The 14,066-nt window shown below is 64.2% G+C and carries 12 protein-coding genes; 5 read left to right on the top strand and 7 right to left on the bottom strand.

The features are described 5' to 3' along the window. Nucleotides 1–103 precede the first annotated feature (103 nt). Genes WBG56_RS14235 through leuD form a run of 3 tightly spaced genes read left to right on the top strand, consistent with a single transcriptional unit; the run spans nt 104 to nt 3,295 of the window. On the top strand, nt 104–1,234 hold the full coding sequence (locus WBG56_RS14235; protein WP_424269455.1) for an NADH:flavin oxidoreductase/NADH oxidase: 1,131 nt from the start codon (nt 104–106) through the stop codon (nt 1,232–1,234). 36 nt (nt 1,235–1,270) lie between these two features. Then, the gene (locus tag WBG56_RS14240; protein ID WP_424269457.1) at nt 1,271–2,632 is read left to right on the top strand and encodes an MFS transporter; all 1,362 of its coding nucleotides are present in this window, start codon (nt 1,271–1,273) and stop codon (nt 2,630–2,632) included. A 12-nt stretch (nt 2,633–2,644) separates the two neighbouring features. Further along, the gene (leuD, locus tag WBG56_RS14245; protein WP_424269458.1) at nt 2,645–3,295 is read left to right on the top strand and encodes a 3-isopropylmalate dehydratase small subunit; all 651 of its coding nucleotides are present in this window, start codon (nt 2,645–2,647) and stop codon (nt 3,293–3,295) included. Between the two features lie 12 nt (nt 3,296–3,307). Here the strand turns inward: leuD and WBG56_RS14250 are convergent, their stop codons facing one another. Both WBG56_RS14250 and WBG56_RS14255 read right to left on the bottom strand, forming a co-directional pair. After that, nucleotides 3,308–3,901 (bottom strand): TMEM175 family protein, encoded by a 594-nt coding sequence (locus tag WBG56_RS14250; protein WP_424269460.1) that lies wholly within the window; start codon nt 3,899–3,901, stop codon nt 3,308–3,310. Further along, on the bottom strand, nt 3,901–4,428 hold the full coding sequence (locus WBG56_RS14255; protein WP_424269462.1) for a hypothetical protein: 528 nt from the start codon (nt 4,426–4,428) through the stop codon (nt 3,901–3,903). Before WBG56_RS14255 ends, WBG56_RS14250 begins: the two co-directional genes overlap by 1 nt. Nucleotides 4,429–4,603: 175 nt before the next feature. On the opposite strand from WBG56_RS14255, the gene WBG56_RS14260 reads away from it, so the two are divergent. Then, complete coding sequence (locus WBG56_RS14260; RefSeq protein WP_424269464.1) at nt 4,604–6,160, top strand: methyl-accepting chemotaxis protein; 1,557 nt, start codon at nt 4,604–4,606, stop codon at nt 6,158–6,160. Between the two features lie 75 nt (nt 6,161–6,235). Here the strand turns inward: WBG56_RS14260 and WBG56_RS14265 are convergent, their stop codons facing one another. After that, nucleotides 6,236–7,099: a c-type cytochrome gene (locus tag WBG56_RS14265; protein WP_424269466.1), complete on the bottom strand. Its 864-nt coding sequence runs from the start codon at nt 7,097–7,099 to the stop codon at nt 6,236–6,238. Nucleotides 7,100–7,300: 201 nt separating this feature from the next. Between WBG56_RS14265 and WBG56_RS14270 the strand changes: the two genes are divergently transcribed. Continuing rightward, nucleotides 7,301–9,397: a methyl-accepting chemotaxis protein gene (locus tag WBG56_RS14270; RefSeq protein ID WP_424269468.1), complete on the top strand. Its 2,097-nt coding sequence runs from the start codon at nt 7,301–7,303 to the stop codon at nt 9,395–9,397. Here the strand turns inward: WBG56_RS14270 and WBG56_RS14275 are convergent. The 4 genes from WBG56_RS14275 to WBG56_RS14290 are packed head-to-tail and all read right to left on the bottom strand — an operon-like array spanning nt 9,319 to nt 14,057. Next, nucleotides 9,319–10,284, bottom strand: a complete 966-nt coding sequence (locus tag WBG56_RS14275) for a CobW family GTP-binding protein (protein WP_424269470.1) — start codon at nt 10,282–10,284, stop codon at nt 9,319–9,321. The genes WBG56_RS14270 and WBG56_RS14275 overlap by 79 nt on opposite strands. Nucleotides 10,285–10,291: 7 nt before the next feature. Further along, entirely contained in the window at nt 10,292–11,953 is a 1,662-nt protein-coding gene (locus WBG56_RS14280) for an amidohydrolase (RefSeq protein WP_424269472.1), read from the bottom strand. Nucleotides 11,954–11,970: 17 nt separating this feature from the next. Beyond that, nucleotides 11,971–13,047 carry an ABC transporter ATP-binding protein gene (locus WBG56_RS14285; protein ID WP_424269474.1) on the bottom strand — a complete coding sequence of 359 codons (1,077 nt, stop codon included), beginning with the start codon at nt 13,045–13,047 and terminating at the stop codon, nt 11,971–11,973. Beyond that, on the bottom strand, nt 13,044–14,057 hold the full coding sequence (locus tag WBG56_RS14290) for an ABC transporter ATP-binding protein (RefSeq protein ID WP_424269476.1): 1,014 nt from the start codon (nt 14,055–14,057) through the stop codon (nt 13,044–13,046). The genes WBG56_RS14285 and WBG56_RS14290 overlap by 4 nt, the downstream gene beginning before the upstream one ends. Nucleotides 14,058–14,066 lie beyond the last annotated feature (9 nt).

Below are 14,066 nucleotides of genomic sequence, written 5' to 3' on the forward strand. Positions count from 1 at the left end.
CATCACTTTTCGCGATGCCTGGGGTGAAGATCAATCAATATTCAAAGCCGCCTCAGTTCCTTATATTTATTTTAGAGATTTCCGACACCCAGAATCAGAGCGCATGCATCCTCTCCAACCCGCAACACCGTCCCTGTTCACGCCATTATCCCTAAGGTCCCTGCGGCTGGATAACCGCATCGTGATCAGTCCCATGTGCCAGTACAGCGCCGAGGAAGGGTGCGCCGGCGCCTGGCATCATACGCACCTGGGCGCCTTGTCCCTGAGCGGCGCGGGCCTGCTGATGCTGGAGGCGACTGCCGTCGAAGCCACCGGTCGGATCACACGAGGTTGCCTGGGTCTCTATTCCGACGACAACGAGGGCGCGTTGCGCAGGGTCGTGGACGACATCCGTCAGTACAGCCCCATTCCCATCGGCGTGCAACTGAGCCATGCCGGACGCAAGGGGTCCAGCGCCGCGCCCTGGCACGGCGGCGCACTGATCCTGCCCGATGACGGCGGCTGGCAAACGCAGGGGCCTTCACCCATCGCCGCCCACCCGGGCGAACAGCCTCCGTGCGCGCTAACGCATGCGGACCTGAAACGCATCCGGGACTGTTTCACGCGCAGCGCGCGCCGGGCCGAACGCCTGGATCTGGATGCTATCGAGCTGCATTACGCCCACGGCTACCTGATGCATCAGTTTCTCTCGCCCCTCTCGAACCGGCGCGGCGATGCCTATGGCGGGCCCCTGGAACACCGGCTGCGATACCCGCTGGAAATCTTCGATGCAGTCCGCCAGGCTTGGCCCGACCGCCCCCTGGGAGTCCGAGTCTCCGCCACCGACTGGGTAGCGGGCGGCTGGGATCTGGAACAGACCATCGCCCTGGCACACCGGTTGAGCGCGGCTGGCTGCGACTGGATCGATGTCTCCTCGGGCGGCTTATCGCCGCAACAGCGGATTTCTCCGAAACCTCTTTACCAAATTCCCTTCGCCCGCAGCGTGCGCGAGGCAAGCGGCATGATCACTATCGGAGTGGGCCTCATCACCACGGCCCGACAGGCCGACGACGTGATCAGATCCGGAGACGCCGATCTGGTCTCTCTCGCGCGCGCCATGCTGTGGGACCCCCGGTGGCCGTGGCATGCCGCAGCCGAACTGAACGCAAGTATCACGGCGCCGCCGCAGTACTGGCGCTGCGCCCCGCACGGCACGCCGAACGTGTTCAAGGAAAACACATTCGGCCAGCGCTGACACAGCTTTTCAACAACATCCAATCAGGAGACAAATATGGCTGAGGAATCGGCAGTAGCGACGCTTCCGTCGCACTGGTATGACGGACTGACTCGCAAGCACTGGCAGGTCTTGCAGGCGGGCTTTCTAGGGTGGATCTTCGATGGCTATGAAGCCATGGCGATCATCGTGGTGCTGGGCCCCATGATGCACACGGTGCTGACTCCCGTACAAGCCGCATCGATGCCCATCTATGCCGGCAGCGTCATCGGCATCACACTGCTGGGCTGGGGACTGGGCGGGATCGTCGGCGGCGTGCTTGCGGATTACATCGGGCGCAAGCGCATGATGATGTGGTCGATTTTTCTGTATGCGCTGTTCTCGGGCCTGACAACCTTTGCCAACGGCTTCGTGATTCTGTGCGTGCTCCGCTTCCTGACCGGCCTGGCCATGGGCAGCGAATGGGGCACCGGCGTGGCCCTGGTATCAGAGACCTGGCCGGATCGGGCGCGCGCCAAGGGTTTGGGCTTCTTGCACTCCGGCTTCGGTTGGGGCACGCTAGTCGCCGCCGTGATCTGGTATGCCTTGTCATCCACCCATCCGCTGGGAGAAGAAACCTGGCGCCTGGTCTTCGCTGTGGGCGCCATCCCTGCTCTGGGCATCCTGTATCTGCGGCGCGGGCTGGAGGAGTCTGAGCAATGGCAGCGCGCAGTCCGGGAAAAACGCTGGCACGCCACCGGCGATGCCTCCCGCGCGCCCGGACAGCGAACGACGGCAGACAATGGCAAGCGTCCCTTCACTCTGAAAGTTCTCTTTACAGAACCTGAAGCCCTGCGACGCACCGTCCTGGCCATGGCATTGTCAGCGGTCACGACAGTGGGCTGGTGGGCTATTTCGAGCTGGTTGCCCACCTATACCATCGCCATCGGCAAAGCGGAAGGAGTAGCCGACCCGGTAGCATGGGGCTCGCGCGTGTCGATCACCTACACGGTCGGCGCCATCGCCGCCTACATGCTCTCCGGCTTCATCATCGACATGCTCGGACGACGGCTGTTCATGTGTCTGACATTCCTTGGGTCCTTGCTGGTGACCATCGCTACCTACAAGCTGACGAACAGCGTCGAAATGATGGCCGTGCTCGCGCCCATCAACGGATTCTTCACCCTGGGATGCGCCTTCGCTTGGATGGCAATCTACCCCGTGGAACTGTTCACCTCCACAGTCCGCACTTCGGCCATCAGTATGATTTTCAACGGCGCACGCCTCCTGGCCTGGGTCTTTCCCATCATCGCCGGGACACTCATCAAATCCTTCGGCGGCATCCCCAACACGGCACTGGCCATGGGCTCAGTCTATGCCCTGGGCATCCTGCTGCCCTGGTTCCTGCCGGAGACCGCCGGCAGGAAGCTGCCGGAATAACGGCCCCCCGCGATGCAAGCCTTCACCACACACAAGGGCCTGGTGCTTCCACTGGACCGAGAAAACGTCGACACGGATCTCATCATTCCCAAGCAATTCATGAAATCCGTCCGTCGCACCGGATTCGGCGCCCACCTGTTCGACGAATTGCGCTACCTGGACCATGGCGAACCGGGAATGAATGCCGAGAATCGGCCACAGAATCCCGACTTCATCCTGAACCAGGCCAGATACCAACAAGCCTCCATCCTGCTGGGCCGAAGAAACTTCGGCTGCGGATCCAGCCGTGAACACGCCCCCTGGGCGCTGCAGCAGTACGGTTTCAAGGCGCTGATTGCGCCCTCCTACGCGGATATCTTCTCGAACAACTGCCTGAAAAACGGCCTGCTGCCGATTGTGCTGCCGGAACCGGTGATCGATCAGCTCTTCGAGGCCGTGACCCGCACATCCGGCTACGCGCTGACCGTGGATCTCGTGCAGCAACAGGTACTCGCCCCGGATGCGGCAACCTGGACGTTCGAGATCGATGCCTACAGCAAGGAAGCGCTACTTCAAGGACTGGACGAAATCGGCCAGACCCTGACGCACGCCGACGAGATCCGCGCATTCGAGGCTCGGCACTTTTCCCGGCATCCGTGGCTGCGGACGCAAGGCGATCGCTGACCCGGCGACCCTCTACCGCATCACTTCCCGCTCGAATCGGCGGTCCGGGATGAACCAGATGGCCGCCACGGCGGCGTACAGGAGGCAAGAAAGATAGGGCCACCAGGACACCACCAGCAAGGCCACGAGATACAGCACCGCCGAGATCTTGCCCTTGATGTCCCGGCCCACGGCTTTGGCCAGCGCCGAATCCCGCCCGTTGAACCGCACGATCTCATGTTGCAGCAGAAAGAAACCGCCGGCGGCCATCAGCAGCACAAACCCATACAGAGCCACCGGGACCGTGGCGAATTCCGTTTCACTCATCCAGGCTGTGGCGAAGGGGATCAGCGTCATCCAGAACAGCCAATACAGGTTCGCCCATAGAATGCGCCCACGGATGCCATCCGTCACCCGCATCAGATGGTGATGGTTGTTCCAGTAGATGCCGATATAGATGAAGCTCAGGACGTAGCTCAGGGCCACCGGCCACTGCGCCAGCAACGCCCGCCATTCCGGCGCATGCGGCGGCTTGAGTTCCAACACCATGATGGTCAGGGCGACGGCCATCACGCCGTCCGTGAAGGCTTCCAGACGGGCGGAATCCATGCGATGCGCAGATGTCATCACCGTCCCCTGCGAGCATCCAAGTCCCGGATCGCGGGAAAGACCGTCTTATCCCAGGCACTGTAGCCCAGGGCATGCCAGACGACCTTGTGGCGGACGATTACATCGTAGGATGGCACGGCGGCCCGCTTGCGGCCCTTGTCGTCACGCTTGTCGTACAGCCAGACCAGCGATTCGGGATAAAGACCGCGGGCCTCGGATTCCGCGATCGTCGGACGCTCCACGATATGGAACTGCACGCCGGGATGCGCGCCGACATACTGTTCCAGTTCGCCCCGGCCGCCCAGAGAACCCTTCCAGCGTTGGCAAAACACGCAATCCTTTGCGGAATGCACCAGAACAATGACCGTATCATCCGGCCCGACGCGGGCGCGAGCCAGGCGCGCGGCAAAATCGACCTTGCCGTTGGCCCGGGCGGCGGCGGCCACATCGCCGGATGCATCATCCGCCGCCCGCGCCGCCTGAGCGCAGGCGAACACAAAACCGATACACACAAGACCTGCAAAATACCGGCGAATCGAGTTCATGACAGCTTCTCCGATCACGACTGCGCGTGTTGCGCGGCGGCTCGCCAGTATCCTGCAGTTCGAAGTCTTCGGCAATCGAGATCGGCACGAACTTTCATGTTGGCGAAAACCATGTTTTAAGACAGAATATTTACAGAACTCACAATTTGTCTACATCCATATAAAGGGCTCCTCCATGCGCACGCTGACAATCGCCACCCGGTTGACCCTTGGTTTCAGCCTGATCATCCTGCTTCTGCTGGTCACCGCCTGCATCAGCATCTGGCGCATGCAGGGCAGCAGCACCTTGACGGCCGACATCACCGACGGGCTGCTGAAGACCGAACGACTGATCGCCGAATGGGAAAAGAACACCGCCATGAACGCCTTGCGCACCACGACAGTGTCCAAGACCGACAACGCCGACCTGAGCGAGATGATCAAGAAAGACATGACGGCCACCAGCGCGAAGATCTCAGCGCTGCAAAAGCAGGTCGACGCCAGCATCCATGACCCGGAAGCCCGCAAGCTCTTCGATGTCGTGCAGAAGAAACGTTCCGAATACACCGGCGCCCGCGCCGCCGCCATCAAGAACCAGGAAGCAGGCAACCAAGCCGCCGCCAAGCAATTCTACGACCACGACATGGCCGGCTACCTGAGCGCGTACGTCGGCAGCGTCAGCGACCTGCTGGCCTACCAGAAAGAACTGATCGATCGCAACACCCAGGAACTTCACGCCAGCAACCGCGCCGGCATGGCGCTGGTGGCCATCGCCACCCTGCTGGCCTTGCTGCTGGGGCTGCTGTTCGCCTGGCAGGTCACCCGCTCGATCACCCGGCCGCTGCGGGCCACCGTCGCCCTGGCAAGATCGGTCGCCGATCGGGATCTCAGTCAGCGGATCCGCCCCCAGGGCAAAGACGAGATCACGGCACTGGAACAGGCCCTGGAGCAGATGTCGCAAGGCCTTAAAGACACGGTCAGCGAACTGCGCAACGGCGCCACATCCATCGCCACCGCCGCGGCCCAGATCACCTCCGGCAACCTGGATCTGTCCTCACGCACCGAAGAGCAGGCCAGTTCCCTGACCGAAACGGCCGCCACGATGGAAGAAATCACCGCCACCGTGCGCCAGAATGCCGACAACGCCCAGCAAGCCAACAGCCTGGCGGCATCCGCCACCCAGACGGCGACCACAGGCGGCACCCTGGTGACCGAACTGGTCACCACCATGGGCTCCATCCACACGCAATCGCAGCAGATCGTGGACATCATCGGCGTGATCGATTCCATCGCCTTCCAGACCAACATCCTGGCGCTGAACGCGGCGGTTGAAGCCGCCCGGGCCGGCGAACAGGGGCGAGGCTTCGCCGTGGTCGCCGCCGAAGTCCGGGCGCTGGCCCAGCGGTCGGCCTCCGCCGCCCGCGAAATCAAGACCTTGATCGATTCCTCGGTAGCCGCCATCGCCAGCGGCAATCAGCAGGCCAGCAACGCAGGGGCTTCCATGCAGGACATCGTGGACGCCATCCGCCGCGTGACTGACATCATGAATGAAATCAGCGCCGCCAACCGCGAACAAACCAGCGGCATCGAGGAAATCAACACGGCCATCACGCAGATGGACGACGTCACCCGCCAAAACGCCAGTCTGGTCGAAGAATCCGCGGCGGCCGCCACCAGCCTGCAGCGGCAGGCCGATACGCTGGCCGATCTGGTCGCCACCTTCAAGCTGAACGCCGCAGTCGCGCCGGCCTGAGCGCACGCGGCGCTACCGGGCGACACCCGTTCGCCAAAGCGTCGGACACGAGCCTGGCGCGGGGCCTCGCGGCCCTTATTTCCTGTCGGCGAACGGCTGGGGCTTCAGGGACCTCAGGTATGCGATCAGCGCGCTCATATCGGGGCCGCTGATGTTCTTGTACCAGCCAAAAGCCATGATGGGCTGCAGGCGGGCGCCGTCTTTATTGATGCCTTCGCGGATCGCGCGTTCGACCTGCGCATCCGTCCAGGTCTTGAGCCCGCTCTGATCAGGGGTCAGATTGGGCGTGACCACATCGCCTGCAGGCCCCTTGAGCACCTGACCGCCCGCCCCCAGGTGATCCATCAGCAACATGCCCTTGGCGTTGCGGGGGGTGTGGCAATCCATGCAATGCCCGATATTGGCGAGATATTCGCCATATTTCAGCGTATCCGCCGCCGCAGGCGTCTTGACCCCGGCGACGGGCGGGCCATAGCTGGCCGGCAGCGGAATGTGATACACCGACTTTGCGACAACATGGCGGACAGGCGGCTGGGCCTTCAGGTAAGTGATGATGGCAGCCAGATCCGTATCGGACAGGTTCCGATAGAACGAGATGGGCATGGGCGGGCCGATCAGGCTGCCGTCCGGCCGGATGCCTTCGCGGATGGCCTTGCCCAGTTGAGCGTCCGTCCATGTGCCGATTCCCGTCTCGGGGTCGGGGGTGATATTGGGGGCATAGGCCTTGAACGCGGCATCGTCGAACAGCATGCCGCCCGACAGCCCTCGGTCGAACAGCGGCTGGCCTTTATCGCCCCGGGCGATGTGGCAATTGGCGCAGGCGACAACGCCCTCGGCCAGATAGGTTCCGCGCGTCATCAGCGCGTCGTCTTGCGCCCAGGCCGTCGCGCCGGACAGGATGAGTACCAGATACGCAGTCGTTCTTGAGAAGGCCCACATGATTGATACCTAAAGTAAACAGTTTTTACCGGAGACAAGTATAGGCCTTCCCTCAAGGGCGTCAATCAGCCATCGGGCAGCATCTGCTTCTTGATCTAAAGCAACTCCGCCGAACCCTGATTCCCGTACGATGGCGGCGCCGGTCCGCCCCGAGCGCCGGGGCGAACCCGACGCCCCAGCCACCTTTCTTCCGGAACCAGGATGACGACGTCCCCCGCCCCGACCACGGCTTGCAAGCCCAGCCCGATCGACTCCTATCTGAACCGCCTGCGCCTGTGGCAGAAATTCGCCATTCTCGCCGCCATCGGAGCCGTGCTGGTCGCCCTGCCCTCGCTGCTCTATCTGAACGAATCGGGCCGGATCATCCGTGCTTCCGAATGGGAAGTCCAGGGTCTGGCGCCCCTGCGCCAGAACTTGAAGGTCCTGCGGCTGACCCAACAGCATCGGGGGCTCTCCGTGCTGGCCCTGAACGGCGATACCGCAGCCCGGGCGAAACGCGAGGCCAAGCAGGACGAAACCGAGCAGGCGATGGACGCCCTGAGTCAGGCCCTGCAACAGGGCGACACTCAGGACGCGGCCCTGGACGCGGCCTGGCAAGAAGCCCGAGACACCTGGAGCCGTCTGAAAACCCAGTTGCGGCAAGGACGCCTGTCGGCCAGCGACAGTTTTGCGATACACACCCGGCTGAATGCCGAGTTGCTGCGGACGGAGTCCCTGCTGCTGCAGCATTACGGCCTGCGCTTCGACCCCGATGCCCAGGGCTACTACCTGATCAACGCCGCCCTGGACCAGGCTCCCGTGCTGACCGAACTCTTCGGCCAGACGCGAGCGCTGGGGGCCGGCCTGCTGACACGGCGCTCGGCCACTCCCGAAGAACGCATTGAAATCCGCGTACTGCTGGAACGGGCGCAGGAACATTACGACAGCCTGACGCACGCGCTGGACAATGCCGCCCGACTGGATCCGCGCCTGAAAAGCGCCCTGGAGGACGCCGGCAATGCCGCCCTGGTTTCCGCCGGCCAAGCCATCGCCCTGGCCCAGAGCCAACTGATCCAGGCCCAGACTCCGGATTTCTCCGCAAGCGACTATTTCACGACGTTCACCGCCGCCGTGGACGCGCAGTTCCAGCTGAACGAAGTCGCGCTGGCGCAACTGGACCAGTTGCTGGACGACCGCATCCAGCGCCTGGTCCGGGATCGCTACCTGCTGGGCGGCGGCATCCTGCTGCTATGCCTGGCCGCCGCCTGGGTCAATTGGCGGATCACCCGGGCGCTGCTGCGCCAGTTGGGCGGAGAGCCGGGCTACGCCGCCTCCATCCTGCAGCACATTGCCGCCGGCGACCTGGCCGTGCCGATCCGCCTGCATGACGGCGACCGATCCAGCCTGCTGTTCGCCATGCGCGACATGCGCGACCAACTGGCGGCCATCGTCGGCAACGTGCGCAGCGGCGCCAATGCCATCGCCACGGCCTCGGCCCAGATTTCGGCGGGCAACCTGGACCTGTCCGCCCGCACCGAACAACAGGCCAGTTCCCTGACGGAAACGGCCGCCACCACCGAGCAGATCACCGCCACCGTGCGCCAGAACGCCGACCATGCCCAGCGGGCCAATCAGCTGGCCGCCGTCGCCGCCCGGACCGCCGGCGACGGCGGCGTCCTGGTGACACAGCTGGTGGATACCATGCAGGACATCAACCAGCGCTCCGCTCAGGTGTCCGACATCATCGGTGTGATCGATTCGATCGCCTTCCAGACCAATATCCTGGCCTTGAATGCCGCCGTGGAAGCCGCCCGCGCCGGCGAACAGGGCCGGGGGTTCGCCGTGGTGGCCGCCGAGGTCCGCGCCCTGGCTCAACGCAGCGCCGCAGCCGCCAAGGAAATCAAGCATCTGATCGACACCTCGGTCCAGGCCGCGGCCCGGGGCAACGAGCAGGCGGCGCACGCCGGAGCCACGATGAGGGAAATCGTCGAAGGCATTCAGCGAGTCACCGACATCATGGGCAGCATCAGCGAGGCCAGCCGCGAACAGGCGACCGGCATCGAAGAAATCAACATTGCCGTGACCCGGATGGACGACGTCACTCAGCAAAACGCCAGCCTGGTGGAGGAATCCGTCGCGGCGGCGACCAGCCTGAAGGATCAGGCGGATACCCTGGCACGGATGGTGGCGGTGTTCCGCCTGCTCGACGAGGACTCAGCCACGCGAGCGGCGCCGGAATATCACTCGCCGCGTTCGAGCAAGGGCGCCAGCGCCTCGCTGATGGCGCCCCCGACGCCGGCCCCTCTTATTCCGATGTAGACCACCTCATTGGCGACCGCGCCCTGCCGTTGCGGCGCCCGCGTGATCCGGACACGGCCGCCGGCCAGATGAACCAGAGCCGGGCCATGCCGGTCGGTGACGACCCAGCCCTTGGCCCGGATCACGGTTTTCGGCAGGCCCCGGAGCGCGGCGATGAGCCGATCGGCATCCAGCACGCCCGAGCCGGTCCAGGCGCCGCCCTCGAACGGATGATCCGGCTCATCATGATCCCGATGGACATGATCCGCCTGCGCGTGCCGCGCCGCCTCGGGAGACGCTCCGGCCGCCACGCCGCCGACCTCCGCCGCCAGCGCATCGATGGGCACCCGGGCATTGGCGGCCTCGATCATGGCGAGCCCCCCGAACTGACGTTCAAGGCGGGCGCGGACCGCATCCAGATCCGCCCGCGACACCAGATCCGCCTTGTTCAGCACCACCAGGCTGGCGGCGCGGATCTGCCGCTCCAGCGTATCGCCCAGCAAGGGATCGTCCAGTTGCGCCAGCACGTGTTCGGCGTCCGCCATGACGACGACGGCGGCAAGCTGCAACATCGGGTCGGACAGCCCGACCTGGGCGATACGGCCCGGGTCGGACACCCCGCTGGCTTCGATGACGATCAGGTCCATGGCGGGACGGCGGTCCAGCACGCGGATCAACGCGTCATCCAGCCCCGATCCCATGGAACAGCACACACAGCCATTGGTCAGGCTGAGCGTCTCGCCGTCGTGCGCGGCGACCAGATCCACATCGACGTTGACGGGGCCGAAGTCATTGACCAGAACGCCGATCCGCCGGCCACCGGCATGAGTCAGCAGGTGGTTGAGCAAGGTGGTCTTGCCCGCGCCGAGAAAGCCGCCGATGACCACCAGGGGAATGCGCTGCATCATGACGCGTTCAACCCCTTCCGGGCACGTCGAAGGCGCGCCCGCCCACCATGGTGCCGGCGATGGCCACGTCCTTGAGCGCTTCCGGCGGTGCCTCCAGGGGATCGCTGTCGAGCACGCAGAAATCGGCATATTTCCCGATCTCCACCGAGCCGATTTCGTCATCCATACCCAGGGTATAGGCGGCGCCCAGGGTGATGGTGCGCAATGCGTCGGCCACGCTCAGGCGTTCGCTTTCTCCCAGCACACGCCCGGAAGCGGTGCGGCGATTGACCGCGCACCAGGCCGTGAACAAGGGCGCCAGCGGCGTGATGGGCGCATCGGAGTGGATCGCAAACGGAATGCCCATGCTCTGCGCCGTCGCGCAAGAGTTCATGCGGTTCGCCCGGTCCGGTCCCATGGTCATTTCCACGTGGGCGTCGCCCCAATAGAAAATGTGGTTGGAAAACAGGTTGACGCACAGGCCCAGCTTTGCAATGCGGCGGTACTGGGCAGGCGACGCCATCTGGCAATGCTGCAGCGTATGGCGGTGATCGAAACGCGGATACAGGGTCAGCGCCCGTTCGATCGCATCCAGGGTGACTTCAGTCGCCTCGTCGCCATTGGTGTGGATGTGCAACTGCACGCCGGCGCGATGATATTGCTCGACGATGTAGGGCAGGTCTTCCGGTGAAATGATCCAGATGCCATTGGGCGCGCCATTGTAATAACCCGGCCACAGCACGCGGGCCGTAAAGCCCTGGATGGAGCCATCCACGACCAGCTTGACGATGCCCAGGCGCAGCTTGTCGTGGTTGTTCCGCTTCAGCTGGTCCAGCTTGCTCAGGCACGCCTCGACGTCCCGGCCGAACAGGATGCCCGACGCCGCCGGCACGATGCGCAAGGGAAAATCCTCGGCCCGCGTCACCTGCGTGAGCGACCGGATGCTGTCTTCGTGCAGTTCGTTGACCAGGTCCGTCGCGGTCGTCACCCCCGAAGCCACCGCAATCTGGCTGAACAGCCGTAGGCATTCGGGCGTCTGCCCCAGGGTCCGGAACGGATTGCCGATCATGCGGACGACCGGGAACATGGCGGCGAATTCGCACAGTTCGCCCGTCGGTTCGCCGTTCGGGAACCGGGTGATGCCCTCGATGTCCGTGTCGCGATCGATGCCGGCCATGTCCAGCGCCCGGGAATTGACGTTCATGAGGTGCATGCTGGCGTGCATGATGACCACGGCCTGATCGCCCGGCACCTGATCCAGATCCTGGACGGACATGCGCCGCGTGCCCAGGTAGATGGGGTCGAAACCCCAGGCGATCAGATGCTGGCCCGGCGCCAGGTCCTTGCGGGCGTCGGAGAGCCTGCGCACAACTTCTTCGACACTTTTGAGACCTTTCCAGATGGTGCCATCCGGCCCGCGCCGGTCATAGAACCCGACGTACACGTACAGCCACACGACGCCTTCATACAGATGGCAATGTCCCTCGACCAGGCCCGGCATCAATATCTGATCCGCATAGCGGTCATCCAGGCGCGCATCTCCCCAGGCGGCGGCCTGCTCCGCCGTTCCCACCGCCAGAATCCGGTCGCCGCGCACGGCCACATGGGTAGCCGAGGGCTGCGCCGGGTTCATCGTCAATATCTTGCGCGCCTGATAAATGGTGACGCCCTGTCCTACATCCTGATTCATGCCTTCCACTCCCTTTCTCAACATTGGGGCATTTGCCCATCCAGCGGGGCCACGACGCGGCCGCCTTCCGCCTTGACGAAATGGCAGGCGACCTTATGCCCCGGCATGACCTCCCGCAGCGCGGGGGGCTCCTGTTCACATAGGGGCTGAGCGGCCGGACACCGTCCGGCGAAGCGGCAGCCCTTGGGCGGGTTGATGGGGCTTGGGGGATCGCCATGCAGCCGTATGCGGCTGGCCGCCCTTTCACGCCCTCCCACCACGGTCGGCACCGCCGACATCAGCGCCACGCTGTACGGATGCAGCGGTCGCGAAAAAAAGGCCTCGCGCGATCCCTGCTCCACGATCTGCCCCAGATACATCACAGCGATGTCGTCGCAGATATGTTCCACCACCGCCATGTCATGGCTGATGAACAGGAACGACTGTCCGCGCTCGCGTTGGATGCGCCGCAACAGATTCAGAATCTGGGCCTGGATGGCCACGTCCAGCGCGGAGACCGGTTCGTCGCACACCACGAGCTGCGGGTCCGTCGCCAAGGCCCGGGCGATGTTCAGGCGCTGACGCTGTCCGCCCGAGAACTGATGCGGAAACTGCATCTGCTGGTCCTCCCGCAACCCCACGAGGCGGAACAGCTCGGACACCTTTTGCCGCTGTTCGGCGGGCGAGCCGATCCCCAGCACGGCCAGGGGCATGCGCACGATGTCCCCCGCCCTTTGGCGCGGATTGAGCGACGAATACGGATCCTGGAAAATGAACTGGAAATGGCGACGCTGCTTGCGCAGGGCCTCGCCTTGCAGCGCGGTGAGTTCGACGCCGTCGAAATGGATCGAGCCCGCCGTCACGGGCGCCAGGCACATGACCGACAAGGCCGTCGTCGTCTTGCCGGACCCCGACTCGCCGACGATGGCCAGCGTCTTCCCGCGCTCGATCTCGAAATCCACGCCATCGACCGCATGCACCTTGCTGCGCATCCCGTCGGGACCTTTGCGTCCCACGTCGAAATGCATCTTCAGCCCTTGCACGGACAACAAGGACGCCGTCCGCGGTTCGCGGTGCGCGGGGGCGCTCCGCTCAATGATTTCGGCAGAGGTCATGACTGCTCTCCATATAGCCAACAGGCGACGTTCTGAGTCGGCCCGGTCTTGAATGCAGGCGGGAATGCCGTGTGGCATTTATCCATGACGGCGCTGCAACGCTCCGCGAACGGGCATCCATTGCCCCGTTCCCAGACAGAAGGCACCACACCGGGGATTTCGGGCAGCTCCTCCCGCTCGCTGGTAGGCGACAGATCGAGTTCCGGCAGGCAGGCGATCAGGCCCTTCGTGTACGGATGGCGGGGCGCCGAGAGGATTTCATCCGTCACCCCGTCCTCGATGACGCGCCCGCCGTACATCACCACGACCCGGTCGGACATCTCAGCCACCGCCCCCATGTCGTGCGTGATCATGACAATGGCGGTGCCGCGCCGTTTCTGCTGTTCGCGCAGCAGATCGAAAATCTGCGCCTGGACCGTCACGTCCAGGGCCGTCGTCGGTTCATCGGCGATCAGCACGTCGGGGTCGCAGGCCAGCGCCATGGCGATCATGACGCGCTGGCGCATGCCGCCGGACATTTCGTGAGGGTAGTTGTCGATCCGCCGTTCGGGAGCGGGAATCCCGACGGACTGCAGGATTTCCAGCGCCTTGGCGCGCGCCCGTTCGCGACTCAGCCCCTGGTGCCGACGCAAGGGTTCGCTGATCTGATCCCCCACGGTGTACACCGGATTGAGCGCGGTCATGGGTTCCTGGAAGATCATCGAGATCTTGTTGCCGCGCATCCTGGACAATTCCGCCGCGCTCATGCGGGCCAGGTCCTGGCCGCGCAGGCGGACGGCGCCCGACCGGATGCCGACCTTGTCCGGCATGAGCCCCATGATCGCCAGCGCCGTCATGCTTTTGCCGCATCCGGATTCGCCGACCAGGCATACCGTTTCTCCCGGGCGGACGTCGAAGCTGATGTCCTTCAGGATATAGGCCTTGCCCTTGCGGGTCGTCAGTTCGACATCCAGCGCGGATACTTCGAGCAAGGGTTCCGCGCCAGGCGGCGCCGCGTTCTCTTTCATCATGGCAGGTCT

The organism is Castellaniella sp., assembly GCF_049671645.1.
Lineage (GTDB): Bacteria > Pseudomonadota > Gammaproteobacteria > Burkholderiales > Burkholderiaceae_B > Castellaniella.

What these genes read in the sequence shown, in the direction of transcription:
- leuD (WP_424269458.1), top strand. Translation starts at nt 2,645, where the DNA reads ATGCAAGCCTTCACCACACACAAGGGCCTGGTGCTTCCACTGGACCGA.
- WBG56_RS14235 (WP_424269455.1), top strand. Translation starts at nt 104, where the DNA reads ATGCATCCTCTCCAACCCGCAACACCGTCCCTGTTCACGCCATTATCC.
- WBG56_RS14255 (WP_424269462.1), bottom strand. Translation starts at nt 4,428, where the DNA reads ATGAACTCGATTCGCCGGTATTTTGCAGGTCTTGTGTGTATCGGTTTT.
- WBG56_RS14275 (WP_424269470.1), bottom strand. Translation starts at nt 10,284, where the DNA reads ATGATGCAGCGCATTCCCCTGGTGGTCATCGGCGGCTTTCTCGGCGCG.
- WBG56_RS14290 (WP_424269476.1), bottom strand. Translation starts at nt 14,057, where the DNA reads ATGATGAAAGAGAACGCGGCGCCGCCTGGCGCGGAACCCTTGCTCGAA.
- WBG56_RS14270 (WP_424269468.1), top strand. Translation starts at nt 7,301, where the DNA reads ATGACGACGTCCCCCGCCCCGACCACGGCTTGCAAGCCCAGCCCGATC.
- WBG56_RS14240 (WP_424269457.1), top strand. Translation starts at nt 1,271, where the DNA reads ATGGCTGAGGAATCGGCAGTAGCGACGCTTCCGTCGCACTGGTATGAC.
- WBG56_RS14260 (WP_424269464.1), top strand. Translation starts at nt 4,604, where the DNA reads ATGCGCACGCTGACAATCGCCACCCGGTTGACCCTTGGTTTCAGCCTG.
- WBG56_RS14265 (WP_424269466.1), bottom strand. Translation starts at nt 7,099, where the DNA reads ATGTGGGCCTTCTCAAGAACGACTGCGTATCTGGTACTCATCCTGTCC.
- WBG56_RS14285 (WP_424269474.1), bottom strand. Translation starts at nt 13,047, where the DNA reads ATGACCTCTGCCGAAATCATTGAGCGGAGCGCCCCCGCGCACCGCGAA.
- WBG56_RS14250 (WP_424269460.1), bottom strand. Translation starts at nt 3,901, where the DNA reads ATGACATCTGCGCATCGCATGGATTCCGCCCGTCTGGAAGCCTTCACG.
- WBG56_RS14280 (WP_424269472.1), bottom strand. Translation starts at nt 11,953, where the DNA reads ATGAATCAGGATGTAGGACAGGGCGTCACCATTTATCAGGCGCGCAAG.